The 25,339-nt window shown below is 71.8% G+C and carries 20 protein-coding genes and 1 pseudogene; 12 read left to right on the top strand and 9 right to left on the bottom strand.

Annotation, left to right across the window (positions count from 1 at the left end):
- Positions 1 to 147: 147 nt before the first annotated feature.
- The 3 genes and pseudogenes from nth (at position 148) to ACFQZ6_RS19870 (ending at position 3,327) form a co-directional block, all read left to right on the top strand.
- A pseudogene (gene nth, locus ACFQZ6_RS19860) lies at positions 148 to 1,271 on the top strand (endonuclease III).
- Positions 1,272 to 1,356: 85 nt separating this feature from the next.
- Entirely contained in the window at positions 1,357 to 2,052 is a 696-nt protein-coding gene (locus ACFQZ6_RS19865; RefSeq protein ID WP_381611033.1) for an NUDIX hydrolase, read from the top strand.
- 75 nt (positions 2,053 to 2,127) lie between these two features.
- Entirely contained in the window at positions 2,128 to 3,327 is a 1,200-nt protein-coding gene (locus ACFQZ6_RS19870) for a MarP family serine protease (protein WP_381611035.1), read from the top strand.
- 28 nt (positions 3,328 to 3,355) lie between these two features.
- Here the strand turns inward: ACFQZ6_RS19870 and ACFQZ6_RS19875 are convergent, their stop codons facing one another.
- The 6 genes from ACFQZ6_RS19875 to ACFQZ6_RS19900 form a co-directional block, all read right to left on the bottom strand.
- Positions 3,356 to 3,538 carry a hypothetical protein gene (locus tag ACFQZ6_RS19875; protein ID WP_381611037.1) on the bottom strand — a complete coding sequence of 61 codons (183 nt, stop codon included), beginning with the start codon at positions 3,536 to 3,538 and terminating at the stop codon, positions 3,356 to 3,358.
- Positions 3,539 to 3,722: 184 nt separating this feature from the next.
- Positions 3,723 to 4,673, bottom strand: a complete 951-nt coding sequence (locus tag ACFQZ6_RS19880; protein ID WP_381611039.1) for an alpha/beta fold hydrolase — start codon at positions 4,671 to 4,673, stop codon at positions 3,723 to 3,725.
- On the bottom strand, positions 4,670 to 5,176 hold the full coding sequence (locus ACFQZ6_RS19885) for a phage holin family protein (protein ID WP_381611041.1): 507 nt from the start codon (positions 5,174 to 5,176) through the stop codon (positions 4,670 to 4,672). The genes ACFQZ6_RS19880 and ACFQZ6_RS19885 overlap by 4 nt, the downstream gene beginning before the upstream one ends.
- A gap of 78 nt (positions 5,177 to 5,254) precedes the next feature.
- Positions 5,255 to 6,727, bottom strand: coding sequence for a Na+/H+ antiporter NhaA (gene nhaA, locus ACFQZ6_RS19890; protein ID WP_381611043.1), 1,473 nt, complete (start codon positions 6,725 to 6,727; stop codon positions 5,255 to 5,257).
- Between the two features lie 198 nt (positions 6,728 to 6,925).
- Positions 6,926 to 8,881, bottom strand: coding sequence for an acetate--CoA ligase (gene acs / locus ACFQZ6_RS19895; protein WP_381611044.1), 1,956 nt, complete (start codon positions 8,879 to 8,881; stop codon positions 6,926 to 6,928).
- Between the two features lie 304 nt (positions 8,882 to 9,185).
- Positions 9,186 to 12,104, bottom strand: a complete 2,919-nt coding sequence (locus ACFQZ6_RS19900; RefSeq protein WP_381611046.1) for a SulP family inorganic anion transporter — start codon at positions 12,102 to 12,104, stop codon at positions 9,186 to 9,188.
- Between the two features lie 309 nt (positions 12,105 to 12,413).
- Between ACFQZ6_RS19900 and ACFQZ6_RS19905 the strand changes: the two genes are divergently transcribed.
- Complete coding sequence (locus ACFQZ6_RS19905) at positions 12,414 to 13,685, top strand: hypothetical protein (RefSeq protein ID WP_381611048.1); 1,272 nt, start codon at positions 12,414 to 12,416, stop codon at positions 13,683 to 13,685.
- Between the two features lie 202 nt (positions 13,686 to 13,887).
- Here the strand turns inward: ACFQZ6_RS19905 and ACFQZ6_RS19910 are convergent, their stop codons facing one another.
- Entirely contained in the window at positions 13,888 to 14,871 is a 984-nt protein-coding gene (locus ACFQZ6_RS19910; RefSeq protein WP_381611050.1) for an ATP-binding protein, read from the bottom strand.
- A gap of 118 nt (positions 14,872 to 14,989) precedes the next feature.
- Here ACFQZ6_RS19910 and ACFQZ6_RS19915 point away from each other — a divergent pair, with 118 nt between their 5' ends.
- Complete coding sequence (locus tag ACFQZ6_RS19915) at positions 14,990 to 15,817, top strand: oxidoreductase (protein ID WP_381611052.1); 828 nt, start codon at positions 14,990 to 14,992, stop codon at positions 15,815 to 15,817.
- 377 nt (positions 15,818 to 16,194) lie between these two features.
- On the opposite strand, the gene ACFQZ6_RS19920 is transcribed toward ACFQZ6_RS19915, so the two are convergent.
- Positions 16,195 to 17,028 carry an HAD family hydrolase gene (locus tag ACFQZ6_RS19920; RefSeq protein WP_381611054.1) on the bottom strand — a complete coding sequence of 278 codons (834 nt, stop codon included), beginning with the start codon at positions 17,026 to 17,028 and terminating at the stop codon, positions 16,195 to 16,197.
- 574 nt (positions 17,029 to 17,602) lie between these two features.
- Here ACFQZ6_RS19920 and ssd point away from each other — a divergent pair.
- The 7 genes from ssd (at position 17,603) to ACFQZ6_RS19955 (ending at position 22,700) form a co-directional block, all read left to right on the top strand.
- On the top strand, positions 17,603 to 18,703 hold the full coding sequence (gene ssd / locus ACFQZ6_RS19925; protein ID WP_381611056.1) for a septum site-determining protein Ssd: 1,101 nt from the start codon (positions 17,603 to 17,605) through the stop codon (positions 18,701 to 18,703).
- A gap of 93 nt (positions 18,704 to 18,796) precedes the next feature.
- The gene (locus ACFQZ6_RS19930; RefSeq protein WP_381611058.1) at positions 18,797 to 19,993 is read left to right on the top strand and encodes a TadA family conjugal transfer-associated ATPase; all 1,197 of its coding nucleotides are present in this window, start codon (positions 18,797 to 18,799) and stop codon (positions 19,991 to 19,993) included.
- A 20-nt stretch (positions 19,994 to 20,013) separates the two neighbouring features.
- Complete coding sequence (locus tag ACFQZ6_RS19935) at positions 20,014 to 20,859, top strand: type II secretion system F family protein (RefSeq protein ID WP_381618462.1); 846 nt, start codon at positions 20,014 to 20,016, stop codon at positions 20,857 to 20,859.
- Positions 20,856 to 21,659, top strand: coding sequence for a type II secretion system F family protein (locus ACFQZ6_RS19940; protein WP_381611060.1), 804 nt, complete (start codon positions 20,856 to 20,858; stop codon positions 21,657 to 21,659). Before ACFQZ6_RS19935 ends, ACFQZ6_RS19940 begins: the two co-directional genes overlap by 4 nt.
- Before the next feature lie 63 nt (positions 21,660 to 21,722).
- Positions 21,723 to 21,932: a DUF4244 domain-containing protein gene (locus tag ACFQZ6_RS19945; protein WP_381611062.1), complete on the top strand. Its 210-nt coding sequence runs from the start codon at positions 21,723 to 21,725 to the stop codon at positions 21,930 to 21,932.
- Complete coding sequence (locus ACFQZ6_RS19950; RefSeq protein ID WP_381611064.1) at positions 21,919 to 22,284, top strand: TadE family type IV pilus minor pilin; 366 nt, start codon at positions 21,919 to 21,921, stop codon at positions 22,282 to 22,284. Before ACFQZ6_RS19945 ends, ACFQZ6_RS19950 begins: the two co-directional genes overlap by 14 nt.
- The gene (locus ACFQZ6_RS19955) at positions 22,281 to 22,700 is read left to right on the top strand and encodes an Rv3654c family TadE-like protein (protein ID WP_381611066.1); all 420 of its coding nucleotides are present in this window, start codon (positions 22,281 to 22,283) and stop codon (positions 22,698 to 22,700) included. The genes ACFQZ6_RS19950 and ACFQZ6_RS19955 overlap by 4 nt, the downstream gene beginning before the upstream one ends.
- Positions 22,701 to 22,737: 37 nt before the next feature.
- Here the strand turns inward: ACFQZ6_RS19955 and ACFQZ6_RS19960 are convergent, their stop codons facing one another.
- A complete protein-coding gene (locus ACFQZ6_RS19960; RefSeq protein WP_381611068.1) occupies positions 22,738 to 25,275 on the bottom strand; it encodes a DEAD/DEAH box helicase in 2,538 nt (845 codons plus the stop codon).
- Between the last annotated feature and the right edge of the window lie 64 nt (positions 25,276 to 25,339).

Raw genomic sequence — 25,339 nt, forward strand, 5'->3', positions numbered from 1 at the left:
AGGATGCCGCACGTGTGTCGCCTGGTAAGCGGCAGGGGTCCAATTGGGGGCTGATCCACGGGGTCCGGGGCGGATGTCAGTGGGTGGCCGTACGCTTGCCGGGTGTCCAAATCGCCGGTGAGAGCACAGGGCTAGGGGGCTGCGCGGATGGGTGTACGTCGCGATTCCGCTGTGGGCGAACAGGGCCCTGATGGCGGTAAGAAAGCGAAGGAAGCGGCGAATCCGATGAAGCCGACGAAGGCGGCGAAGACGAAGAAGGCGGCAGCCAAGAAGACGGCAGCCGAGAAGACGGCGGCCACGAAGACCGCAGCGAAGAAGACCGCAGCCAAGAAGGCGCCAGCCAAGAAGGCGCCAGCCAAGAAGGCGCCAGCCAAGAAGTCCTCCGCCCCCCTCAAGAAGGCCGCCCCGCCCAAGAAGGTGGCCGTCGTCCCGAAGAAGGCCGACGCGGCCGTCAAGGGCGCCGCCCCCGTCCGCACCGTCGCCGCGCACCCGCCCCAGGGCGAGTCCCGTACGGCGCTGGTCCGCCGGGCCGCCGTATCAACCGGGAACTCGCCGAGGTCTACCCGTACGCCCACCCGGAGCTGGACTTCGAGAACCCCTTCCAACTCCTCGTCGCCACGGTGCTGTCCGCCCAGACCACGGACCTGCGCGTCAACCAGACCACCCCGGCGCTGTTCGCGAAGTACCCGACGCCGGAGGACCTGGCCGCCGCCAACCCGGAGGAGGTCGAGGAGATCCTGCGGCCCACCGGGTTCTTCCGCGCCAAGACCAAGTCCGTCATAGGGCTGTCGAAGGCCCTGGTGGCCGACTTCGGCGGCGAGGTCCCCAGCAGGCTCGAAGACCTCGTCAAGCTGCCCGGCGTAGGCCGCAAGACCGCGTTCGTCGTGCTCGGCAACGCCTACGGCCGACCCGGCATCACCGTCGACACGCACTTCCAGCGGCTGGTCCGGCGCTGGCAGTGGACCGACGAGACCGACCCCGACAAGATCGAGGCGGCGATCGGCGCGCTGTTCCCCAAGGGCGACTGGACGGACCTGTCGCACCACGTGATCTGGCACGGCCGCCGCATCTGCCACGCCCGCAAGCCCGCCTGCGGCGCCTGCCCCATCGCCCCGCTCTGCCCGGCGTACGGCGAGGGCGAGACCGACCCGGAGAAGGCGAAGAAGCTCCTGAAGTACGAGAAGGGCGGCCTGCCGGGCCAGCGGCTCAACCCCCCGCAGGCGTACCTGGACGCCGGGGGCAGGCCCGCGCCGCCGCTGGGGACAGGATGATCTCCCGGATTCCGCACATCCCGTGCGCTCCGCTGGAACGATCTCGGAGGACCGGGGCGTTGGAATGGGCAGAACGGGGGTGGCGATGACGCGGGCGAGTGAGACGCGGGGCGGTCAGGTGACGCTCAGCAAGGAGGGGCTGCCGGGCTGGCTCGACCCGGTGGTGCACGCGGTGGAGACGGTCGAGCCGATACAGCTCAGCCGCTTCCTGCCACCGGACGACGGCGCGGGTCGGCAGTCCGCCGTGCTGATCCTCTTCGGCGAGGGTGAGCGCGGGCCCGAGCTGCTGCTGATGGAACGGGCCAGCTCGCTGCGCTCCCACGCGGGCCAGCCGTCGTTCCCTGGCGGCGCCCTCGACCCGGAGGACGGCGATCCGCTGGCCGACGGCCCGCTGTGGTGCGCGCTGCGGGAGTCCGAGGAGGAGACCGGCCTCGACCCCTCGGGCGTACAGCTCTTCGGCGTGCTGCCCAAGCTCTACATCCCGGTCAGCGGCTTCGTGGTCACCCCGGTGCTGGGCTGGTGGCGCGAGCCGAGCCCGGTCGGCGTCGTCGACCCGAACGAGACCGCGCGGGTGTTCACCGTCCCCGTGGCGGATCTCACTGACCCGGCGAACCGCGCGATGGCCATCCACCCCCTGGGCCACAAGGGCCCGGCATTCCTGGTCGAATCGACCCTGGTGTGGGGGTTCACCGCCGGAGTGATCGACCGTCTGCTGCACTACGCGGGGTGGGAGCGCCCCTGGGACCGCGACCGGCTGGTCACGCTCGACCTGCGGTCATGACAGGGTGGGCGCCGAGCTGGAACCGACGATCCCGGCGATCGAAGCGACGGAAGTGACGAGGCGAGGCGTGAAGCGGTGAACGTGCTGGACATCCTGTTGCTGGTCGCCGCCGTCTGGTTCGCGATCGTCGGCTACCGCCAGGGCTTCGTCGTCGGCATCCTGTCGGTGATCGGCTTCCTGGGCGGCGGCCTCGTCGCCGTATACCTGCTGCCCGTCATCTGGGACGCCCTGACGGACAACGCCGAGGTGAGCACGACCGCCGCCGTCGTCGCGGTCGTCGTCGTGATCGTCTGCGCCTCGGTCGGCCAGGCGCTCACCACCCACCTGGGCAACAAGCTGCGCCGCCACATCACCTGGTCCCCGGCCCGCGCGCTGGACGCGACCGGCGGTGCCCTCGTCAACGTCGTGGCGATGCTGCTGGTCGCCTGGCTGATCGGTTCCGCCCTGGCCGGGACCACGCTGCCGACGCTCGGCAAGGAGGTCCGCAACTCCAAGGTGCTCCTCGGGGTGTCCAGGGCCCTGCCCGACCAGGCCGACACCTGGTTCGCGGACTTCTCCTCGGTCCTCGCGCAGAACGGCTTCCCGCAGGTCTTCAGCCCGTTCTCCAACGAGCCCATCACGGACGTCCAGCCGCCCGACCCGGCCCTCGCGGGCAGCGAGGTCGCCGCCCGCGCCCAGCGCTCCATCGTCAAGGTCGTGGGCACCGCCACGAGTTGCGGCAAGGTCCTGGAGGGCACCGGCTTCGTCTTCGACGACCGCCGCGTCATGACCAACGCCCATGTCGTCGGCGGCGTCGACGAACCCACCGTGCAGATAGGCGGCGAGGGGCGCCGGTACGACGCCACGGTGGTCCTCTACGACTGGAAGCGCGACATCGCCGTACTCGACGTACCGGACCTGTCCGCGCCCGCGCTCCGCTTCACCTCGCAGGACGCGGCCAGTGGGGACAGCGCGATCGTCGCGGGCTTCCCGGAGAACGGGTCGTACGACGTGCGTTCGGCGCGCGTGCGCGGCCGGATCACGGCCAACGGCCCGGACATCTACCACCGCGGCACCGTGCGCCGCGATGTGTACTCGCTGTACGCCGTCGTCCGCCAGGGCAACTCCGGCGGTCCGCTGCTCACCCCTGAGGGTGAGGTCTACGGCGTGGTCTTCGCCAAGTCCCTCGACGACGCCGAGACCGGGTACGCCCTCACCGCGGACGAGATCCGGGAGGACATCGCCGAGGGCCGTACCGCCAACCAGCAGGTGGACAGCGATAGCTGCGCCCTGTGAGGCGGCGGGTGCCGGGGGCCGGGAGTCGTCAGCCGCGCGGGTGACGCAGGCGCACGGAGACCCAGCGGGCGCGGCGGCGCAGGATGCGCGGAATGCCCACCCCCGGATCGGTGCCCGCTAGCTGGGGTGTGCCGCCCCGCTGGTGGGTGCTCAGGGCGCGGCCCGAGCGGCGGTTGCGTGCTGTGTCACTGAAGTCGTGCGTCCAGCCCATACCCCGACGTCTGCCCCTGGCCCAAGGTCGATAACCGCCTCCGGCGCCCTCAATTGGCCTATGCGCCGGGCAATTGGCAGTCGCCGGACAGGTGTTCCGCGGGCCTTGTACCGGGCGCGTCGGGCCGGTCACCGACAGGGGTCGGGCCGGGGTGTCCGGGTGCTCGGCGGCCGGACCCAGGTCTTCACCGGTCGGGCTCGGGGTCCTTCAGCCAGTTGACCAGCTCGGTGGAGAAGGCGACGGGGTCCTCCTCGTGCGGGAAGTGCCCGAGGCCGTCGAACAGCCGCCAGCGGTACGGCGCTTCGACGTACTCCCCGGAGCCCGCCGCGCTGCGGGTGCGCATCACCGGGTCGAGGGAGCCGTGCAGATGCAGCGTGGGCACCCGCACCGGCCGCTTCATCCGCCGGTTGAACTGGATGCCGTCGGGCCGGGCCATGGACCGGACCATCCAGCGGTACGGCTCGATCGAGCAGTGCGCCGTCGACGGGATGCACATCGCCCGCCGGTACGTCTCCACCGCCGCGTCGTCGGGCAGCCGCGGCCCGGACCACTCCCGGATCAGCCGGGCGACCAGCGCGCCGTCGTCCGCGACGAGTTGCCGCTCCGGCAGCCAGGGCCGCTGGAACCCCCAGATGTAGGAGCCCGCGCTGGTCTGCCTGAGGTCGGTGAGCATCGCCGACCGCCAGCGCCGGGGGTGCGGCATGGAGGCGACCGCGAGCCGCCGGACCAGCTTGGGCCGCATCGCGGCGGCCGTCCACGCCAGATAGCCGCCGAGGTCATGACCGACCAGCGCGGCGTCCGGCTCGCCCAGGGAGCGGATCACGCCGGTGATGTCGAGGGCGAGGTTGGCGGGGTCGTACCCGCGCGGAGTGCGGTCGCTGCCGCCGACGCCGCGCAGGTCCATGGCGACGGCGCGGAAACCGGCGTCGGCGAGCGCGGTCATCTGGTGCCGCCACGCCCACCAGAACTGCGGGAAGCCGTGCAGCAGCAGCACCAGCGGCCCGTCGCCCAGTTCGGCGATGTGGAAGCGGGCGCCGTTGGCGGCCACATCGCGGTGGGTCACCTCCCGCCCGCCGGGGAGGTCGAGCCGTACCACGGAGGCGGGTGGTGACGCGGGGGTGGCGGGATCCGTCATGACGATGAGCGTGCCACAGCCTCGATGGCCTCGGGGGTGCGTTCCCCCGGCAGCTCGGTCAGCTCCCGCCGCTCGGGCCGCGGGTGCGGCTTGGCCTTCTGGAGCACGCCCGCCGACTCCTTCATGGACGCCGCCACCTTCTGCGGGCCCTTGCTCTTGCTGGCCTTCTTGGCGAACACCACGCCGATCAGGCCGAGGACGACCGCGACGAGGGCGTTCGCGAGGAAGGACAGCAGGAAGCAGAGGGCGAGGTTCCAGTCGCTCCAGGTGTGAATGCCGTAGGCCAGGGCGAAGTTCAGCATCGGCAGCGAGAACACCAGCAGCACACCGGCCGCGGTGAACGCGCCGCCGCTGGTCGCGCCGCGCTTGACGTCCTGCCTGAGCTGGGCCTTCGCGAGCGCGATCTCGTCGTGCACCAGCGCCGACAAGTCCGTTGTCGCCGAGGCGAACAGCTCTCCGATGCTGCGTTCGGCGCCGACCGGGCTGCCGTCGGGTGCGCTCATCGCTGTCTCCCTCATCTGCGGGCGGTTCCGTCTGTGCCTGACTGCGTACGGTCCCGTCTTTTGTACCGTCTCGTCAGATCATGCCGGACGGTTCCCCTCCTCGCTTGCCCCGGCCGACACTTCGGCAAGCGCGCGTCGCTCCTCGTCCTTGACGTGGGCGATCCTGCGGTGCTCGGCCGCCTTCCGCTCGTAGATCTCGGCCATCCGCAGGTGGTACGCCGGGTTGTCCTCCTCGTAGATGTCCGGGATGCCGTCCTCGTCCTCGTCCCGGTCCTCGGCGTCGCACAGCCGCCGGTACTTGGCGTTGCGCAGCTTCAGCAGCACGGACGCCAGCAGCGCCGATATCAGGGAGCCGATCAGTACGGCGGCCTTGACCTCGTCGGTCAGTACGGTGTCACCCTCGAAGGCCAGTTCGCCGATGAGCAGGGAGACGGTGAAGCCGATACCGGCGAGCGAGGCGACGGCGAAGACATCGGCCCAGGCCAGGTCGTCGCTGAGGGAGGCCCGGGTGAAGCGGGCGGTCAGCCAGGTGCCGCCGAAGATGCCGACCGTCTTGCCGACGACGAGGCCGAGGACGACGCCGAGGGTCTCGGGCCGCTCGAACACGTCGCGCACCGCGCTGCCCGACACCGAGACACCCGCGCTGAACAGCGCGAACAGCGGGACGGCGAGACCGGCGGAGATGGGCCGCACCAGGTGCTCGATGTGCTCGCCGGGGGAGTGCGCCTCGCCCTTGTGGGTGGTGCAGCGCAGCATCAGGCCCATGGCGACACCGGCGATGGTGGCGTGGACGCCGCTGTTGTACATCAGCGCCCAGATCACGAGGGCGAGCGGGACGTAGACGTACCACCCGCGTACGCCCTTGCGCAGCAGCAGCCAGAAGAGCGCGAGGCCGAGCGCGGCGCCGCCGAGCGCGGCGAAGTCGAGGCTGTCGGTGAAGAAGACCGCGATGATCAGGATCGCGAAGAGGTCGTCGACGACGGCCAGGGTGAGCAGGAAGGCGCGCAGCGCGCTCGGGAGTGAGGTGCCGATGACGGCGAGCACGGCGAGCGCGAAGGCGATGTCGGTGGCGGTGGGCACGGCCCAGCCGTCCATCGACCCGCCCCCGGCGACGTTGGTCAGCGCATAGACGAGCGCGGGTACGGCCATACCGGCCAGGGCGGCCACGACCGGCAGCACGGCGGCCTTCGGGTCGCGCAGGTCACCGGCGACCAGCTCGCGCTTCAGCTCGATACCGGCGACGAAGAAGAAGACCGCCAGGAGTCCGTCGGCCGCCCAGTGCTCGATGGAGAGGTTCAGGCCGAGGGCGGAGGGGCCGATGTGGAAGTGGCTGACCGTCTCGTAGCTGTCGTGCAGCGCCGGGATGTTCGCCCAGACGAGTGAGGCGATCGCGGCGAGGAGCAGCAGCACGCCGCCGACCGTTTCAGCGCGCAGCGCTTCGGCGACGAAGTTCCGCTCGGTAAGGGAGAGGCGGCCGAGGGCCTTGCGGGTGGCGGTGGTGCTGGGCGCGGGCAAGGGAGACCTCCGGTCGGTGGGCAGGGCAGAGCACATGCCGACCAGACTTCCCGGCGCACCTTGTCATGAGGGGTTGGCAGTGGGGTTTTGCTTAGTTTACCTAAGTGGACTTTGTTTACTTTACCTAAGGTGCCCCGGGTGGTGGGGTAAACGTGATGATCCTCATGTTATGCACAAAGGGGGCACCCGGCGCGTTCACGCCGGGTGCCCCCTTTTCCAGGTCTGAGATCGGGATCAGTCCTCGCTGGGTGCCGCGGGGAGCTTGGCCTGGATGAGGTCCATCACGGTGGAGTCGGTGAGGGTGGTGACGTCACCGAGCTGCCGGTTCTCCGCTACGTCGCGGAGCAGACGGCGCATGATCTTGCCGGAGCGGGTCTTGGGCAGCTCGGCCACCGGCAGGATGCGCTTCGGCTTGGCGATGGGGCCGAGGGTGGCGCCGACGTGGTTGCGCAGGTCGGAGACGAGGTCGGCGGTCTCGGCGGCGGTGCCGCGCAGGATGACGAAGGCGACGATCGCCTGGCCGGTCGTCTCGTCCGCCGCGCCGACCACGGCCGCCTCGGCGACCGAGGGGTGCGAGACCAGGGCGGACTCGACCTCGGTGGTGGAGATGTTGTGGCCGGAGACGAGCATGACGTCGTCGACCCGGCCGAGGAGCCAGATGTCGCCGTCGTCGTCCTTCTTGGCGCCGTCACCGGCGAAGTACATGTTCTGGAAGCGGGACCAGTAGGTGTCCAGGAAGCGCTGGTCGTCGCCCCAGATGGTGCGCAGCATGGACGGCCACGGCTCGGTCAGGACCAGGTAGCCGCCGCCTCCGTTGGGTACCTCGTTCGCCTCGTCGTCGACGACGGTGGCGGAGATGCCGGGCAGGGGGCGCTGGGCGGAGCCGGGCTTGGTGTGGGTGACGCCGGGCAGCGGGGAGATCATCATGGCGCCGGTCTCGGTCTGCCACCAGGTGTCCACGATCGGGGTGCGGTCGGCGCCGATGTGCTTGCGGTACCAGATCCACGCCTCGGGGTTGATCGGCTCACCGACGGAGCCCAGGACGCGCAGGGAGCTCAGGTCGAACTTGGCGGGGATGTCGTCCCCCCACTTCATGAACGTGCGGATCGCGGTGGGCGCGGTGTAGAGGATCGACACCTTGTACTTCTGGATGATCTCCCAGAAGCGGCCCTGGTGCGGGGTGTCGGGCGTGCCCTCGTACATGACCTGGGTCGCGCCGTTGGCCAGCGGGCCGTAGACGATGTAGGAGTGCCCGGTGACCCAGCCGACGTCGGCCGTGCACCAGTACACGTCCGTCTCCGGCTTGAGGTCGAAGACCGCGTGGTGGGTGTAGGCGGCCTGGGTGAGGTAGCCGCCGGAGGTGTGCAGGATGCCCTTCGGCTTCCCCGTCGTGCCCGAGGTGTAGAGGATGAACAGCGGCTGCTCGGCCTCGAACGCCTCCGGGGTGTGCTCGGCGGACTGGCGGTCCACGAGCTCGTGCCACCACACGTCCCGGCCGTCGTGCCAGGCGACGTCCTGCCCGGTGCGGCGCACCACCAGGACGTGCTCGATCGTGCCCGCCTTCTCGGCGGCCTCGTCGACGGCGGGCTTGAGCGCGGAGGGCTTGCCGCGCCGGTAGCCGCCGTCGGAGGTGATGACGACCTTGGCGTCCGCGTCCTGGATGCGGGTGGCGAGGGCGTCGGAGGAGAACCCGCCGAAGACCACCGAGTGCGCGGCGCCGATCCGGGCGCAGGCCAGCATCGCGATCGCGGTCTCGGGGATCATCGGCATGTAGACGGCGACCCGGTCGCCCTTCTGCACGCCGAGTTCGAGCAGGGCGTTGGCGGCCCTGGACACCTCGTCCTTGAGCTGGGCGTAGGTGAGGGCGCGGCTGTCGCCGGGCTCGCCCTCGAAGTGGATGGCGACCCGGTCGCCGTGTCCGGCCTCCACGTGCCGGTCGACGCAGTTGTAGGCCACGTTGAGCTGGCCGTCCTTGAACCACTTGGCGAACGGCGGGTTCGACCAGTCCAGCGTCTCGGTCGGCTCCTTGGCCCAGGTCAGCCGCCGGGCCTGCGCGGCCCAGAAACCGAGCCTGTCAGCCTTGGCCTGTTCATACGCCTCCGCCGTGACGTTGGCATCCGCGGCCAGGTCAGCGGGGGGTGCGAACCTGCGCTCTTCCTTGAGCAGGTTGGCCAGGCTTTCGTTGCTCACGACATCTCCCTTTCCCAGGGTGTCCGTTGTGTCCCAGGCCACAGCTCATCAGACCCGGGGGGCCGATGACAAGGGTCGACGGGAAATTGGTTTAGACCTGTCGTCGGGTGATCGGGCCTTGATCGAAAACTGGGGAGTCTGGGGACGGACGAGGGGTGGACGGGGGCGGACCTCTACGGGGTGGTGCGGGCTAGGACCGGTTGCCCCTTCCCACGGACGGCACGCCGACCGGGTTCAGGACCGTTCGGGGCTGTAACGCCCCTCACACCGCGCCCCCGCCCGCAGCCTCACCCAGGTCCGGTCCTCACGCCGGACTGCGCAGCTCATCCACCCCTTCCGTATGCCCCTGCACATGATCGAAGACGTGCTCCCCGCCCTCCGCCTCGGTGAGCAGATACGCCTGGGCCTCACCGACGTGGAAGTACATGCCGTGCAGTTCCAGAGCGTTCTCCCGCAGCGCCCGCGCCACCGAGGGGTGGGCCCGCAGGTGCTCCAACTGCTGGACCACGTTGGTCAGGCACAACTGCTCCACCGCGTCAGCGGGTCTGCGCACCGCGAGCCGCGCCCAGGTGCCGCTGTCGTCGGCCATGCGCTCCAGGCTCGGCAGTCCGTGCCGCAGCCACCGCCCGAGCGGCGTACGGGTGCTGCTCGCACCGGAGTTGAGCAGCGCCTGCATCGCTCCGCACCCGGAGTGTCCGCACACCGTGATGGACCGCACCTTGAGCACGTCCACCGCGTACTCGATCGCCGCGGCCACCGAGTCGTCACCGCTCTCCTCGCCCGGCAGGGGGACCAGGTTGCCCACGTTGCGCACCACGAACAGGTCGCCCGGACCACTGGAGGTGATCATCGAGGTGACGACCCGGGAGTCCGCGCAGGTCAGGAACAACTGCACCGGCCGCTGCCCCTCCCGCGCGAGCCGCGCCAGCTCACCGCGGACATGGGGTGCGGTGTTGCGCTGGAAGGCGGTGATGCCGCGGAGGAGGTGACGCCCGCCGGGGCTGTCGCCGGGGTCGCCGCCGAGGCCGCCGGGGGCGCCGAGCCTGCTGGGGCCGTCGTGGCCGTCGTGGCCCTCGTGGCCGCCGGGGTCGTTGTCCGAGCCGTTGTTCGCGGAGGGGGTGCCGCTTGGGGTCAGGCCGACCGGGTTGGTGTGTGTGCCGTAGGTGTCGCAATGGCCGTAGGTGCTGCTGGTGTCGTGCGTGGGGTTCTTGGCGGCGGACGTGTCCGGTCTCCCGGGCACACCCTTCCTCTCCTCCTCCTCCTTCCCTTTCGCGGCGGTCTCCTGGCGTTCCTCCGCCCCGGGCGCCTGTGAGGTCCCGACGGACGGGTCGCTGGTCGGCTCACCGGTCCCGCCGGACGTCCCCGCGGACGAGGCCGACGGCACCGGTGGCACCGAGGACGTGACGATCTCGCACTGGTGGTTGCGCCAGGGCGTCCAGGGGCGGCAGCGGCAGTCGGCGACGGGCGTTTGACCCGTCACTCCGGACCGCTCGGGGCCTGGAGCCGGGGAGGCAAGGGGCTCGGCGGCCTGGGTACCGGCGCGGCGGCCGGTCAGTTCGACGCTGCCGCCCTGCGCGGTGTGCGTGTTCTGCCAGTCCTGCAGGGTCTCGTACGCCGCGTGGTCCATGAACGAGCCGTCCAGTTCGACGACCACGTCGGCCCCGTGGGGTACGTGGTGCAGGGTCCGGCTGAGCCGGGGCACCGCGAGGAACGTCAACTGCCCTCTCACATGGACGTGATGGACTCCCTCCTCCACTTCATGGGTGATACGGGTGCGGGTGAGCCGGTGCAGCGCGACACCGACCGCGGCGGCGATGCCCAGCGCCACGCCCTCCAGGACGCCGAGGAGCACCACGCCGAGGGTGGTGACGATGTACACCAGCACTTCTCGGTGGCGGGTCACCGTGCGGATGTGGTGCAGGGACACCATCTGGATGCCGACGGCCATCACCAGGGCGGCGAGCGAGGCGAGCGGGATCAGCTCCAGGATCGGGACCATCAGCAGCGCGGCGACTACTACGAGAACGCCGTGCAGCATCGTGGAGTTCCGGCTGACGGCACCCGCGTGAACATTCGCGGTACTGCGCACCGCGACGCCCGCGACCGGCAGTCCGCCGAGGGTGCCGGAGACGATGTTCGCGGCGCCCTGGCCGAGGAGTTCACGGTCGAGATCGGACCGGCCGATGCGGGGGGCCGGTGCGGGATGGTCGGCGGAGGGCTGGCGTGCGGCTGGCTGATCCGGGCCGTGGGTATCAGCGGTGGCCGTATGGGCGGCCGTTGGCGCGGAGGGGGCGGCCGGGCGGGCACTGGGCTTGGTCTGGTCGCTGGCGGTCCGGCGGGCGGCCTCGCGGGTCGCGGTCAGCTTGTCCACGGCGACCGCGCCGAGCAGCGACTGCACGCTGCACACCAGCGTGGTGGTGATCACGGCGGTGACGAGGCCGAGCACCGGTCCCTCGGGCAGCCCGGCCAGGGCGTGGCTGCTCCAGGTCGGCAGGTCGACCTTGGGCAGCCGCAGCCCGGCGAGCGAGGCGGCGGCGGTGGCTCCGGCGACGGCGACCAGCGCGGGCGGCACCTTCCGCAGCAGCCGTCCGGCCCGGCCGGGGATCCGCGGCCAGAGCAGCAGCAGGGCCAGGGTGAGCGCGCTGACCACGATCGCGGCGGGCTGGAGATCCGCCAACTGCGCGGGCAGCGCGGCGAGGTTGTCGGGCACGGAACTCTGCGGGGTGCCGCCGAGGACGATGTGCAACTGGGCCACGGCGATGGTGACGCCGATCCCGGCGAGCATTCCGTGCACGATGGCGGGGCTGACGGCGAGCGCGCCGCGCGCCACCCGCAGGCAGCCCAGGCCGAGTTGGGCGAGACCGGCGAGGACGGTGATGGCGCAGGTCGTCCGCCATCCGTAGCGCTGGATGAGGTCGGCGGTGACGACGGTGAGCCCGGCGGCGGGGCCGCTCACCTGGAGCGGGGAGCCACCGAGCCATCCGGCGACGATGCCGCCGACGGCCGCCGCGACCAGGCCCGCCTGGAGCGGCGCTCCGGTGGCGAGGGCGATGCCGAGGGACAGGGGAAGGGCGATCAGGAAGACGGCGATGGACGCCGAGACGTCGGCACCCGCCACGTGGAAGCGGCGGCGCCGGGCGGGCGGGGGGCTGTGAGACTGCCGTACGGGCTTCGACTGCTGTGAGTCGTCGGCGGTGCGGCGGGTGGGGGCGCAGGCTGACATGGTTTCCCGTCTCCTCCGGGGCAGCGCGGTCGCGGAACAGGTGGTCCCCGCTCGACGGCGGGGGCGGGTCGCGGCCGTGGGTCACGGCGTACAGCGGCGGGATGCATCAACAATCAGTAAATGAATCGTAATGCAGAGTAAAGCTCAAGCATGGATATTTCGGGCAAACGGGCTAGTCAATCACTCTGAAGAGTGAAGCGGGCATTTCATCGGCTTGTCATATAAATCCTTTCTTCCTTTCGTGCGACCTTGGCGACGCCGTCACCGAGTTCGCCAGGGTTCGTGAGAGAAGGAAGAAGGTGGGCGGACATGGTCGCCACCCAGAGGATCGCCGTGGGCGCCGTGGTCGCCGCGGTCTGTGCCGGGTCACTCGCCGGTTGCGGGACCGGCTCCGACGGTGCGGGGGAGGGGGCCGCCGGACCGCAGAAGGCCAAGCCCGCCCCGGCGCCCAGGAGCGCGGTGCGCCTGATCGGCGACGGTTCCACCGCGTTCACTGGGGCGCAGCCGCACCTGCCCAGACCCGAGCGGCTGGGCCCCGGCGAGAAGCCGCCGCAGTTCGTGGTGTTCTCCTGGGACGGCGCGGGTGAGGACAGTCAGAAGCTGTTCTCCCGCTTCCGTCAGATCGCCAAGGAGAACAACGCGACCATGACGTACTTCCTCAGCGGCGTGTACCTGCTGCCGGAGGACAAGCGTGATCTCTACCGGCCCCCGCAGCACTCGCCCGGCCGCTCCGACATCGGCTTCAACGACCGGCAGGGCATCACCGACACCGTGCAGCAGCTACGGCTGGCCTGGCTGGAGGGCAACGAGATCGGGACCCACTTCAACGGTCACTTCTGCGGCCGTGGCGGAGGCGTCGGCCAGTGGTCGGTCGAGGAGTGGAAGGACGAGATCGCCCAGGCCAAGGCGTTCGTGAAGTCCTGGAAGACCAACACGGGCATGAGGAACTCCGCGCCGCTGCCCTTCGACTACGACAAGGAGCTGATCGGCGCCCGCACCCCCTGTCTCGAAGGCCAGCGCAACTTCACGAAGGCCGCCCGCGAACTGGGCTTCCGCTATGACACCAGCGGCGTCAACAACCAGGTCTGGCCCGGGAAGAAGGAGGGCCTGTGGGACCTGTCGATGCAGTTGGTGCCCTTCCCCGGCCATTCCTTCGAGCAACTGGCCATGGACTACAACTTCATGGTCAACCAGTCGGGCAGCACCAGCCAGGGCGATCCCGCCAAGCACCAGCGCTGGGGCAACGAGATGCGCGACGGCCTGCTCCAGGGCTTCCAGCGCGCCTACGACGGCAATCGCGCGCCCTTGATCATCGGCAACCACTTCGAGTCCTGGAACGGCGGCACCTATATGCGGGCCGTCGAGGAGGTCATCGAGCGGGTGTGCACCAAGGAGGACGTGCGCTGTGTGTCCTTCCGGCAGCTCGTCGACTGGCTGGACGCCCAGGACCCGCGGGTCCTGGCCAAGCTGCGCACCCTGAAGGTCGGCGAGGCGCCCCGGCAGGGCTGGGCGTCCTTCCTGTCCGCCCACCCGGCCCCGGCCCCTAAGGGCGTGCCCGGGGCACCGGCGGGCGGGCGGTAGCTGCCGTGACCGGTAGCCACCGTGACCGGTAGAGCGCGGTCGGCAGCCACTGCGGGCGGTAGCCGCGTGACAGGTAGCCGCCGTGACGGGTGGCCACCGCGACCGGCGACCCCCGTGCCGGTGCGGCGCCTGTGGTCTGCGGGTCTGCTGGTCTGCTGGTCTGCGGCGACGGCAGCGGTCGGCCGTTCCGGCTGCGGGTGCGTCAGGCGGTGGCCGCGACGACGCGCTCGCTGAGGACGAAGCCGGGGTCGACCTGCGCGGCCAGGTCGGCTCCGGTGCGCTCGTTGCCCCAGGACCGGGCGTTCTTCAGGTGGAAGTGCACCATCTGGCGCGTGTAGTGCTCCCAGTCGCGCCGCGGGTAGGTGGCGTCGGCGGTGGCGCGCAGGGTGTGCAGGGCGTCGCGGTTGGCCTCCTCCAGGAGGTCGAAGCGGGGCGGGCGGCCCTTCTCCATCGCGCGCACCCAGTCGGAGTGGCCGACCGTGACGAGCAGGTCCTCCCCGACCTCGGCGCGGAGGAAGTCGAGGTCGTCCTGGCCCAGCACCTTGTTGCCGACGACCTTCAGGGTCACGCCGTAGTCGCGGGCGTACTCCTTGTACTGGCGGTACACGGAGACCCCCCTCCGGGTGGGTTCGGCGACGAGGTAGGTGATGTCGAAGCGGGTGAACATGCCGGAGGCGAAGGAGTCCGAACCCGCGGTCATGTCGACGACCACGTACTCGTCGGGGCCGTCGACGAGGTGGTTCAGGCACAGCTCCACCGCTCCCGTCTTGGAGTGGTAGCAGGCCACCCCCAGGTCGGCGTCCGTGAAGGGGCCCGTGACCATCAAACGGACGGCGCCGCCGTCGAGTTCCACCGGTCGGGCGCAGGCGTCGTAGACCGGGTTGTTCTCGCACACCCGCAGCAGCCGGGAGCCCGCGCCGGGCGGAGTGGTCTTGATCATCGTCTCGGCGGAGGCGATGCGCGGGTTGCTGCCGCGCAGGTAGTCCTTGATCAGCGGCAGCCGGTCGCCCATCGCGGGCAGTGCCGCCGCCACCGCCTCGTCGAGGCCGAGTGCGGCACCGAGGTGCTGGTTGATGTCCGCGTCCACGGCGATGACCGGCGCGCCGATGGCCGCCAGGTGGCGGATGAAAAGGGACGACAGCGTGGTCTTGCCACTGCCGCCCTTCCCAACGAAAGCAATTTTCATGTTCAGTAAGCGTAGTCGCGGTCGGGACGCCGTAGCTGCGCGAACGTGAAGAAGACCACTCAATAGTGGGGCGTGCGCCCGGGGTGGCCGGGGTCGCACAGGCCCTAGGGTCGTACTCATGAGTACGACAGGCGGAGCGACCGCCGATCCGCTCGCCGCCCTGGGTGCCCTGCCCGGCGTGGCCGACTCCGTGGAGTCCGTGCGCAAGGCCGTGGACCGGGTGTACGGACACCGGATCATGCGGCGCCGTAGCAACGAGATCACCTCCGAGGCGGCGCTGCGCGGCGCGCGCGGGTCCGCCGCGCTGTCCGGCGCCGACTGGGCGCTGGAGGAGGTGCGCAGGCGCAGTGACTTCAGCGGCGACGACGAGGCCCGCGTCGTGGGCGCGGCCCTGCGGCTGACCGCGGAGGCGGGACAGTTGCTGTCCATCTGGCGGCAGTCGCCCCTGCGGGTGCTGGCCCGGCTGCACCTGGTGGCGGCGGCGGACAAGGGCGACGAGGTGGGGCGGCCCCGGCAGCAGGGCGAACCCGTCGACGAGCCGCTGATCACCCAGCCGCTGCCGAGCGCCGCCGAGGTGTCGGGTCGTCTGGAGGGCCTGTCCGAGTTGGTCATCGCGGGAAGTTCCGCTCCCGCGCTGGTCACGGCCGCCGTGGTGCACGGTGAGCTGCTGGCGCTGCGACCCTTCGTCTCCCACAACGGCCTGGTCGCGCGGACGGCCGAGCGGATCGTGCTGGTCGGCAGCGGCCTCGACCCGAAGTCGGTGTGCCCCGCGGAGGTGGGACACGCGGAGCTGGGCCGCGAGGCGTACCTGACCGCCTTCGACGGCTATCTGTCCGGCACGGCCGAGGGGATGGCGGCCTGGATCGCGCACTGCGGCAAGGCGGTCGCGCTCGGCGCGCGCGAGTCGACGGCGGTGTGCGAGGCCCTTCAGCGGGGCGCGGCGTAAGTACGCCAGCGGTCGTAGGGGCCTGGAGAAGGGTTGCGGCGGTACGAGTTCTCGTACCGCCGCTGGCACGTCCACCGGGTTACCAAGCGTCCTCGATATGTGCCCATCAGGTGGGGTGCTTTGCCCGTCACCTGGTGCGGCTGGCCCGTAATCGACGGGTCGACGTCGCGTGGGTGCTCGATGTCCATGCTCGGTCCGTGGGGCCAATCCTGCGTTCTTAAAGGTGATCCCTTCGGATGTTCCTTTGGTCTCGCGGGCCGTTAACCCCTTTGTACTCCAGGCGTGGAGCGAGTGGAAGTGCCGCCTGCGGTTCTTTACTTTTAGGTTCAAAGAGACATTATTCGGGCGTCGTTCTGGCGTCGCTCCGGCGTCGTTCTTCAGGCGGACACCGAGCGGCGTCGGCTGGCGTACCAGACGAGGCCAGCCGTGGCCGCCGCCGCTCCTATGGCCGCCGCCGCGACGAGGGCCGGGCGGGGCGGTACGGAGAGCCGGGGAAGCCGTTGCTTGAGGCGGACCGGCCGGTGGAAGTCGAGGATCGGCCACCCGCGCGAGACGGCTTCCCGGCGCAGCGCCCGGTCCGGGTTGACGGCGTGCGGATGGCCGACGGACTCCAGCATCGGCAGGTCGGTGGCCGAGTCGCTGTAGGCGTAGCAGCGGGAGAGGTCGTATCCCTCGGACTTCGCCAGTTCCCTGATCGCCTCGGCCTTCGTGGGACCGTAGGCGTAGTACTCCACCTCCCCCGTGTAGCAGCCGTCCTCGCCCACGACCATGCGGGTGGCGACCACGCGGTCGGCGCCGAGCAGCTCGCCGATCGGCTCGACCACCTCGGAGCCGGAGGTGGAGACGATCACCACGTCGCGTCCGGCGGTGTGGTGTTCCTCGATGAGGGAGGCGGCCTCGTCGTAGATGATCGGGTCGATGATGTCGTGCAGGGTCTCGGCGACGATCTCCCTCACCTGCTGGACATTCCAGCCGCGGCAGAGCGCGGAGAGATACTCCCGCATCCGCTCGATCTGGTCATGGTCGGCGTCTCCGGCGAGGAAGACGAACTGGGCGTATGCGGTACGCAAGACGGCCCTGCGGTTGATCAGCCCGCCTTGGTAGAACGACTTGCTGAAGGTGAGCGTGCTCGACTTCGCAATGACCGTCTTGTCCAGGTCAAAGAAGGCCGCTGTGCGGGGCAAGGAGTGGTTTTCCACAAGCCTGAGCATAGGCGCAGCCCATTCGGCGTAAGGTGGGGCGTGTGGGTTTGCCTGAGAAGGCTCTCGGGTACACCATGGAAGTCACGGATCGTTCGCGACCGTGCTAACCCGGTCCGACTCCTCCCCCCCGAGTCGGCCGTGGGGACGACCCCCGCTCTCCCCCCCGGCGGGGGTCGTCGCATGTCCGGAGGGGTTTTTCCTTTCTCTGTATGGCTGCTGGGCCGCCTGGCTGGTTGACGCGCGGCGTCTTGTCATGACCATGATATGTAACTCTCCGTATCGACGGGACTCCTCTGCGGGAGTTGCGCGGGGGTGGCGCAGGCGTCACCGGTATGGGTGATGGCGATATTCACAACCGTCTGGGTGTCCACAGTTTTCCACCAAGATCCACATGATTTCCGGGATCGCTGCACCGTGATTCCAGCGCGGCTCGTGGCGAGTTCATGGCCGGTTCTGTTTCCGGGGCGCGCTTGGCCGGTTCCTATCGGCCGTTCATATGGAGGCCGGTCGCCGGTTCTCCGCAGGTTCGGGAATCGCGGGGTCACAGGGCCACGCGTAAGAAGCAGCGAAGGGGGAGCACACAGTGGCCGGAGCCGACACCCAGGAACCACCGTCCACCGCTGAAGGCAGGCAGGGCGGACCACTGATCGTCACCGAGGACGCCGACCTGCTCGACGATCTACTGCGCCTGTGCGCCGCGGCCGGTGCCACACCCGAGGTGTACCACTCGGTGCCGGAGCGCGGCGGCGGCTGGGAGAGCGCACCGCTCGTCCTGGTCGGTGACGACGCGGCGCGGCGCGTCCGTGGGGCCACACGCCGCCGCGGCGTGGTGCTCGTCGGGCGTGACCAGGACGACCCCGGCGTCTGGCAGCGCGCCGTCGTGATCGGCGCCGACCACGTCCTGATGCTGCCCGACGGCGAGCAGTGGCTGGTCGACCGCATCGCGGACGTCGCCGAGGGCGTCGGCCGCCCCGCGCTCACCGTCGGTGTGATCGGCGGCCGGGGCGGAGCCGGAGCGTCCACGCTCGCCTGTGCCCTCGCCGTGACCTCCGCGCGGGAGGGGCTGCGGACCCTGCTGGTGGACGCCGACCCACTGGGCGGCGGACTCGACGTGCTCCTCGGCGGTGAAGGCGCGGAGGGCCTGCGCTGGCCCGCCTTCGCGGGCTCACGCGGACGGGTCGGCAGCGGCGCCCTGGAGGAGTCGCTGCCCCAACTGCACTCGCTGCGGGTGCTGAGCTGGGACCGCGGCGACCGCGTCGCCGTCCCGCCCCAGGCCGTACGGGCGGTGCTCGCCGCGGCCAGGAGGCGCGGCGGGACGGTCGTCGTCGACCTGCCGCGCCGGATCGACGACGGTGTCGCCGAGGCCCTCGCCCAGATCGACGTCGGGCTCCTGGTGGTCCCCGCCGAGCTGCGCGCCGTGGCGGCGGCCGGACGGGTCGCCTCCGCCGTGGGCATGGTCCTGCGCGATCTGCGGCTCGCGGTGCGCGGGCCGTACCCGCCCGGTCTTGACGACCGCGAGATGGCCCGGCTGCTCGGGCTGCCGCTGGCCGGTGAGGTGCCTGTCGAGTCGGCGCTGCTCCGCCCGGACGGCGGCAAGGAGCCGCCGGGGAGCGGCCGGGGGCCACTGGCGCGGTTCTGCACCGACTTCTGGGAGCGGGCGTTGATCGAGGCGGGTGCGGCATGAGGGCGCCTGCAGCGAGGTCTATGGCGGGGGCGGAGAGGGGTGCTGCCGCATGAGGGCGTTCCTCGCGACGGCGTGGGGAAGGGGTGCTGCCCCATGAGGGCGTCTTCCTGGCCGTCTGGCGGTCCGGCGCTGTTGGACGGCGTGCGGCGCAGACTGGCCGAAAGCGGTGCCGAACCGACGCCCGCGCGGGTCGCCCAGGCGCTGCGTGAGCAGGGGCGGGTCCTCGGGGACGCCGAAGTGCTCGGGGCGGCGGCGCGGTTGCGGTCCGAGCTGGTCGGCACCGGGCCACTGGAGCCGCTGCTCGCCGATGCCTCGGTGACCGACGTGCTGGTCTCGGCTCCGGACCGGGTCTGGGTGGACCGCGGCGGCGGCCTGCAACTGACCGCCGTCACTTTCCCGGACGCGGCTGCCGTACGGCGTCTCGCCCAGCGCCTCGCCGCCGTGGCCGGACGCAGACTCGACGACGCCCGCCCCTGGGCCGACGCCCGGCTGCCCGACGGCACCCGGCTGCACGCGGTGCTGCCGCCGGTCGCGGTCGGGTCAACTCTCCTGTCGCTGCGTGTCGTACGGCCGCGCGCGTTCACCCTCGACGAGCTGGTGAGGGCGGGCACCGTGCCGCCAGGCGGTGACCAGGTGCTGCGGGCGCTGCTCGACGCCCGGCTGTCCTTCCTGGTCAGCGGCGGCACCGGCAGCGGCAAGACGACCCTGCTGAGCGCCTTGCTCGGGCTGGTCGGACCGGGTGAGCGCATCGTCCTCGCGGAGGACTCGGCGGAGCTTCGGCCGGATCACCCGCACGTCGTACGGCTGGAGACCAGACCCGCCAACCAGGAGGGCGCGGGCCTTGTGACGCTGGAGGACCTGGTGCGCCAGGCGCTGCGGATGCGGCCGGACCGGCTGGTCGTGGGCGAGGTGCGCGGCCCTGAGGTGGTGCATCTGCTGGCCGCCCTGAACACCGGCCACGAGGGCGGCTGCGGCACCGTCCACGCCAACGCCGCCGCGGACGTCCCGGCCCGGTTGGAGGCGCTCGGTACGGCGGCCGGGCTCGACCGGGCCGCGCTGCACAGCCAGTTGGCGGCGGCCCTGTCGGTGGTGCTGCACCTCGTACGGGACCGGGCGGGGCGGCGCCGGATCGCCGAGGTGCACGTCCTGGAGCGGGACGCCTCCGGGCTGGTGCGGACGGTGCCAGCGCTGCGGTGGGCGGAGGACGCCTTCGCCCGTGAGCGGGGGTGGGAGCGGCTGCGTGGGCTGCTCCACAGGGAGAGCGAGCGTGAGGAGGAACCGAAGTGGTGAACAGCGTGGCGGAGATGTCGATGGGCGCTGCCCTCGTGTGCGCCGGAGCGGCGGCCTGGCTGATGGGCGGCTGGCACTCCGGGGCGCGGCGGGCGCGGTTGCTGCTCGCGGGCGGCGGAGCCGTGGGGACAGGACCGCCTGGCTGGGAGTGGTGCACGGATGCGGTGCGTCGGATCCGCGGGCGGTTACGGCCGGAGTGGTGGGCCCTCGTCGCCGGGATGGTGCTCGGGCTGCTGGGTGCCTCGGTGGTGCCGGTCGTCGCGGGGGCGGCCGGGGTGCCGCTGCTGCGCCGGGTGCGGCTGGCCCGGCAGGAACGGCGGGAGCGGGAGCGCCAGGGTGACGCGGTGATCGCGCTCTGCGGTGCGCTCGCCGGTGAGGTGCGGGCCGGGCGCCAGCCCGGTGCGGCGCTGCCGACGGCCGCGCGGGACAGCGGGGGCCTCGGTGAGGCGCAGGCGGCCGTGCTGGCGGCGGCGCGGTTCGGTGGCGATGTGCCGGAGGCCCTCACGGGGGCGGCCCGGCAGCCGGGGGCCGACGGGCTGCTGGGGCTCGCCGCGTGCTGGCGGGTCGCCGTGGACCAGGGAGCCGGGCTTGCCGCCGGTCTCGACCGGCTGGAAGCGGCACTCCGCGCCGAACGCGACCAACGCGCCGAGTTGCGCGCCCAGTTGTCGGGCGCCCGCGCGACAGCCGTGATGCTCGCCGGACTGCCCGCCGTGGGCCTGCTCCTCGGCGCCGCCCTCGGGGCCGATCCACTGCACGTCCTCCTGCACACCGGTGCGGGGCTGGGCTGCCTGCTGGTCGGAGGGCTGCTGGAGGGCGTCGGGGTGTGGTGGGTCCTGCGGATCGTGCGCGGGGCGGAGGCGGCATGACCGAGGCGGTCGTCCACAGGCTGGGGATGGCGTACGGGGTCGGGCTGGTCCTCGGGTGGCTGGCGTGGTGGCTGACGGGGGTGCGGCGCGAGCGGCGCGTCCGGCGGCGACTGGCCGGGCTGCTGGGCGTGCGCAGAGCGTCCACCGCGGCGGGTCTGGGGACCAGGGCACGGAGTGCGGTGCGGTCGTGGCTGCCCCTGATCGCGGTGGGGTGTGCCGGGTGGGTGCTCGTCGGCGGGGCGCTCGGTGCCCTGGTGGGTGGTGCTGGCGCGGCGGGGCTGTGGAAGTGGCGTCGGCGGCAGCCGCGGGCCGCGGTGGCCGACAGGGCGGAGGACGGCGGTGAAGCGCGAGAGGCCGCCCGGCAGTTGCCCCTCGCCGCGGACCTCCTGGCCGCCTGTATCTCGGCGGGCGCCGGTCCGGTGATCGCCGCCCAGGCCGTGGGCGAGGCCCTGGGAGGCCCCGTCGGGAAGGCCCTCGCGCGCGGGGCCGCGGAAGTGCGGCTCGGCGGCGAACCCGCCGCCGCGTGGGACGGGCTGACCTCAACGCCTGGTGCTGCTCCCTTGGCGCGGCTGCTGGAGCGGGCCGACGTCTCCGGCCTCCCCGCCGCCGAACCCGCCGTACGCCTCGCCGCCGACGCCCGCGCGCAGTGGGCCCGCGACGCGACGACTCGGGCGCGCCGGGCGGCCGTCATGGTCACCGCGCCGGTGGGGCTGTGCTTCCTGCCCGCGTTCATCGCGGTCGGCGTGCTGCCCGTGGTGATCGGGCTCGCCGGTGAGGTGCTGGGCGGGGGTGGTGGATGAGAGCGGTCGTCATGCGGGGCACGGGAGACGCGGTCAACGGATCGGTGAGGAGAGGGACGGGACATGGGGAAGTTGGTGCGCGCGCGGCTGCGGGCGCTGGTGTGCGGGGCGCGGGGAGCGCGGCGGGACGCGGGGATGGCCACCTCGGAGTACGCGGTCGGCCTGATCGCGGCGGCTGCCTTCGCGGTGGTGCTCTACAAGGTGGTGACCAGCGGAGAGGTCAGCGCGGAGCTGCACTCCATCGTGAAGCGGGCACTCGATGCGCGGATGTGAGCGACGTGATGACCGGGGGTTCGTGACGGCGGAGACGGCGGTGGTGCTGCCGGTGCTGGTGATGTTCGCGATGGCGCTGGTGTGCGGGTTGCTGGTGGTGGCCGCGCAGATCCAGTGCGTGGACGCGGCCAGGACGGGCGCCCGCGCGGCGGCCCGGCAGGACCCGGCGGACACCGTCCTGGAGGTGACCCGCGCGGCGGCGCCCCGCGGGGCCGAGGTCAGTGTCGGCCGGGAGGGTGACCACGTCCGGGTGACGGTCGTTGCCCGGCCGCCGTTGCTGTCCGGGCTGCCCGTCGAGGTCAGGGAGGAGGCCGTCGCACTGGCGGAGGAGACGGTGGGGGAGGTGCCGTGACGGCGACGAAGGGTGGGCGGGACCGGGGGTCCGCCACCGTCTGGAGCGTCTGTCTGGTCGCCGTGCTGTGTGTGGTGTTCGGCGTGGCGCTCGCCCTGGGGCAGGCCGTCGTGGCCCGGCACCGTGCGGCCGGTGGCGCCGATCTCGCGGCGCTCGCGGCGGCGGACCACTGGACGGAGGGCACCACCGCGGCCTGCGCCCTGGCCGACCGGGTGGCCCGCGGGCAGGGCACCCGGCTGGTGCGGTGCGCGATCGTCGGCGAGACGTCGGAGGTGACGGCGGCGTCGGGGGCGGGACCGTTCAGAGCGGAGGTGAGGGCACGGGCGGGACCGGCGGGACCGGCTGCCGCCTTCGCGGACTCTGCGGGCGCGGTGGGATCTGCGCGCTCGGATCCCACCGGAAATGGGCTTCGGTGAGGGCAGGAGGTTGCCGCGGCGGGAGACCCAGGAGCGGTCAGGAGCCCGCGCCCGCCGTTCCTACCGCACCCCCGCCCGCCGTACCTCTCGCACACTCCTCCGCGCTTACTCCCGCCGTCTCCCCCGCAGCCGCAGCCCCCCGCAGCAACACCGTAAGAAGCCGCACAGCCCCCCGCTTGTGCAGCGGATCGTTGCCGTTGCCGCACTTGGGGGACTGGATGCAGGACGGGCAGCCCGCGTCGCACTCGCAGGAGGCGATGGCCTCGCGGGTGGCCGTGAGCCAGGCGCGGGCGGTGTGGAAGGCCCGCTCGGCGAAGCCCGCGCCGCCGGGATGGCCGTCGTAGACGAAGACCGTCGGGAGGAGGGTGTCGGGGTGGAGTGGGACGGAGACGCCGCCGATGTCCCAGCGGTCGCAGGTGGCGAACAGAGGCAACATGCCGATCGAGGCGTGCTCGGCGGCGTGCAGGGCGCCGCCGAGGATCTCGGGGTTGATCCGGGCCTCGTCGAGCTGGTCCTCCGTGACCGTCCACCACACCGCGCGGGTGCGCAGCGTACGAGGAGGGAGGTCGAGTTTGGACTCGCCGAGCACCTCGCCGGTGATGAGTCGGCGGCGGAGGAAGGAGACGACCTGGTTGGTGACCTCGACGGAGCCGTAGCAGAGGCGGCCGTCGCCCCACGGGATCTCGGTGTCCGTCTCCAGGACGGAGATGGCGGTGGTGTCGCGGGCGACGGTGGAGTACGGCGGGTTGGCCTCCTCGACCAGGGCGACCGAGTCGTCCAGGTCGAGGGAGCGGACCAGATAGGTGCGGCCCTGGTGGAGGTGGACGGCGCCTTCGTGGACGGTGGTGTGCGCGGAGCCCGCGTCGACCGTGCCGAGCAGGCGCCCGGTGCCGCTCTCCACGATCTGCACCGGCCGCCCGCCCTCGCCGCGGATGTCGGTGAGGTCGGCGGCCCGTTCCCGGCGCGTCCAGTGCCAGGCCCTGGTCCGGCGGCGCAGCAGCTTCGCGGCCTCCAGTTGCGGCAGCAGCTCCGCGCAGGCGGGGCCGAAGAGGGGCAGGTCGGCGTCGGTGAGGGGGAGTTCGGCGGCCGCCGCGCACAGGTGCGGGGCGAGGACGTAGGGGTTGTCGGGATCGAGCACGGTGGATTCCACCGGCTGGGCGAAGAGGGCCTCCGGATGGTGGACGAGATACGTGTCCAGCGGGTCGTCGCGGGCGACGAGGACGGCCAGCGCGCCCTGCCCGGAGCGTCCGGCGCGGCCCGCCTGCTGCCAGAGGGAGGCGCGCGTGCCCGGATATCCGGCGATCACGACGGCGTCGAGGCCGGAGACGTCCACGCCCAGCTCCAGCGCGGTCGTGGCGGCGAGGCCGAGGAGGTCGCCGGAGTGCAGGGCGCGTTCGAGGGCGCGGCGTTCCTCGGGGAGGTAGCCGCCGCGGTAGGCCGCGACACGCCCGACGAGTGAGCGGTCGATCTCCGCGAGCCGTTCCTGGGCGATCACGGAGATCAGCTCGGCGCCGCGCCGGGAGCGCACGAAGGCGACGCTGCGGACGCCCTGGAGGGTGAGGTCGGTGAGCAGGTCGGCGGTCTCGGCGGTGGCGGTGCGGCGGACGGGGGAGCCCTTCTCGCCCTGCAGCTCGGTGAGCGGGGGCTCCCAGAGGGCGAAGACCAGCTCCCCGCGCGGGGAGGCGTCGTCAGCGACCTCGACGACGGGCAGGCCGGTCAGGCGCTCGGCGGCGACGGCGGGCTGGGCGGCGGTGGCGGAGGCCAGCAGGAAGACGGGGGAGGAGCCGTAGCGGGCGCAGAGGCGGCGGAGTCTGCGCAGTACCTGGGCGACGTGCGAGCCGAACACGCCGCGGTAGGTGTGGCACTCGTCGATGACGACGTACTTCAGCGACTTCAGGAAGGAGGACCAGCGGGGGTGGGACGGGAGTATGCCCCGGTGCAGCATGTCGGGGTTGGTCAGGACGTAGGTGGCGTACTGGCGGACCCACTCGCGTTCCTCGAACGGAGTATCGCCGTCGTACACAGATGCGCGTACCGCATGGCCGAGCGGATGTGAGAGTTCCTTCACGGAACGGCACTGGTCGGCGGCGAGGGCCTTGGTGGGCGCCAGGTAGAGGGCGGTGGCGCCCCGGCCGTTGGGGGCCTCGGCGCCGTCCAGGAGGGTGGAGAAGACCGGGACGAGGTAGGCCAGGGACTTGCCGGAGGCGGTGCCGGTGGCGACGACCACCGACTCGCCGTCGAGGGCGTGTTCGGCGGCCCGTGCCTGGTGGGCCCAGGGGTGCTCGATACCGGCCGCCTGCACGGCGGCGATGACTTCCGGTCGGATCCGGTCGGGCCAGACGGCATGGCGGCCCGCGCGCGGGGGCAAGTGCTCCGTATGAGTGATGCGCGAAGCCCGGCTCGGCCCGGCGGCGAGCCGGTCCAGGACAGTGCCCGGCGCGGGGCGGGGCACGAGGTCCGCGGGGTGTCGATCGGATCGGTGATTCTTGGCCATCGGCACCGAGTGTGTCACTGGCGTGACGGACAATGGGCCCAAGGCGTCGTGCACGCCTGCCGGTAAGTGATTGAATGCCATCGCGGCTGGCGAACCGTCCCGGGGGCTTCGCCGAGGTCTCACAAGGGGCGACCGCTCGATAGCA

Source organism: Streptomyces flavalbus (genome assembly GCF_042674625.1).
Lineage (GTDB): Bacteria > Actinomycetota > Actinomycetes > Streptomycetales > Streptomycetaceae > Streptomyces > Streptomyces flavalbus.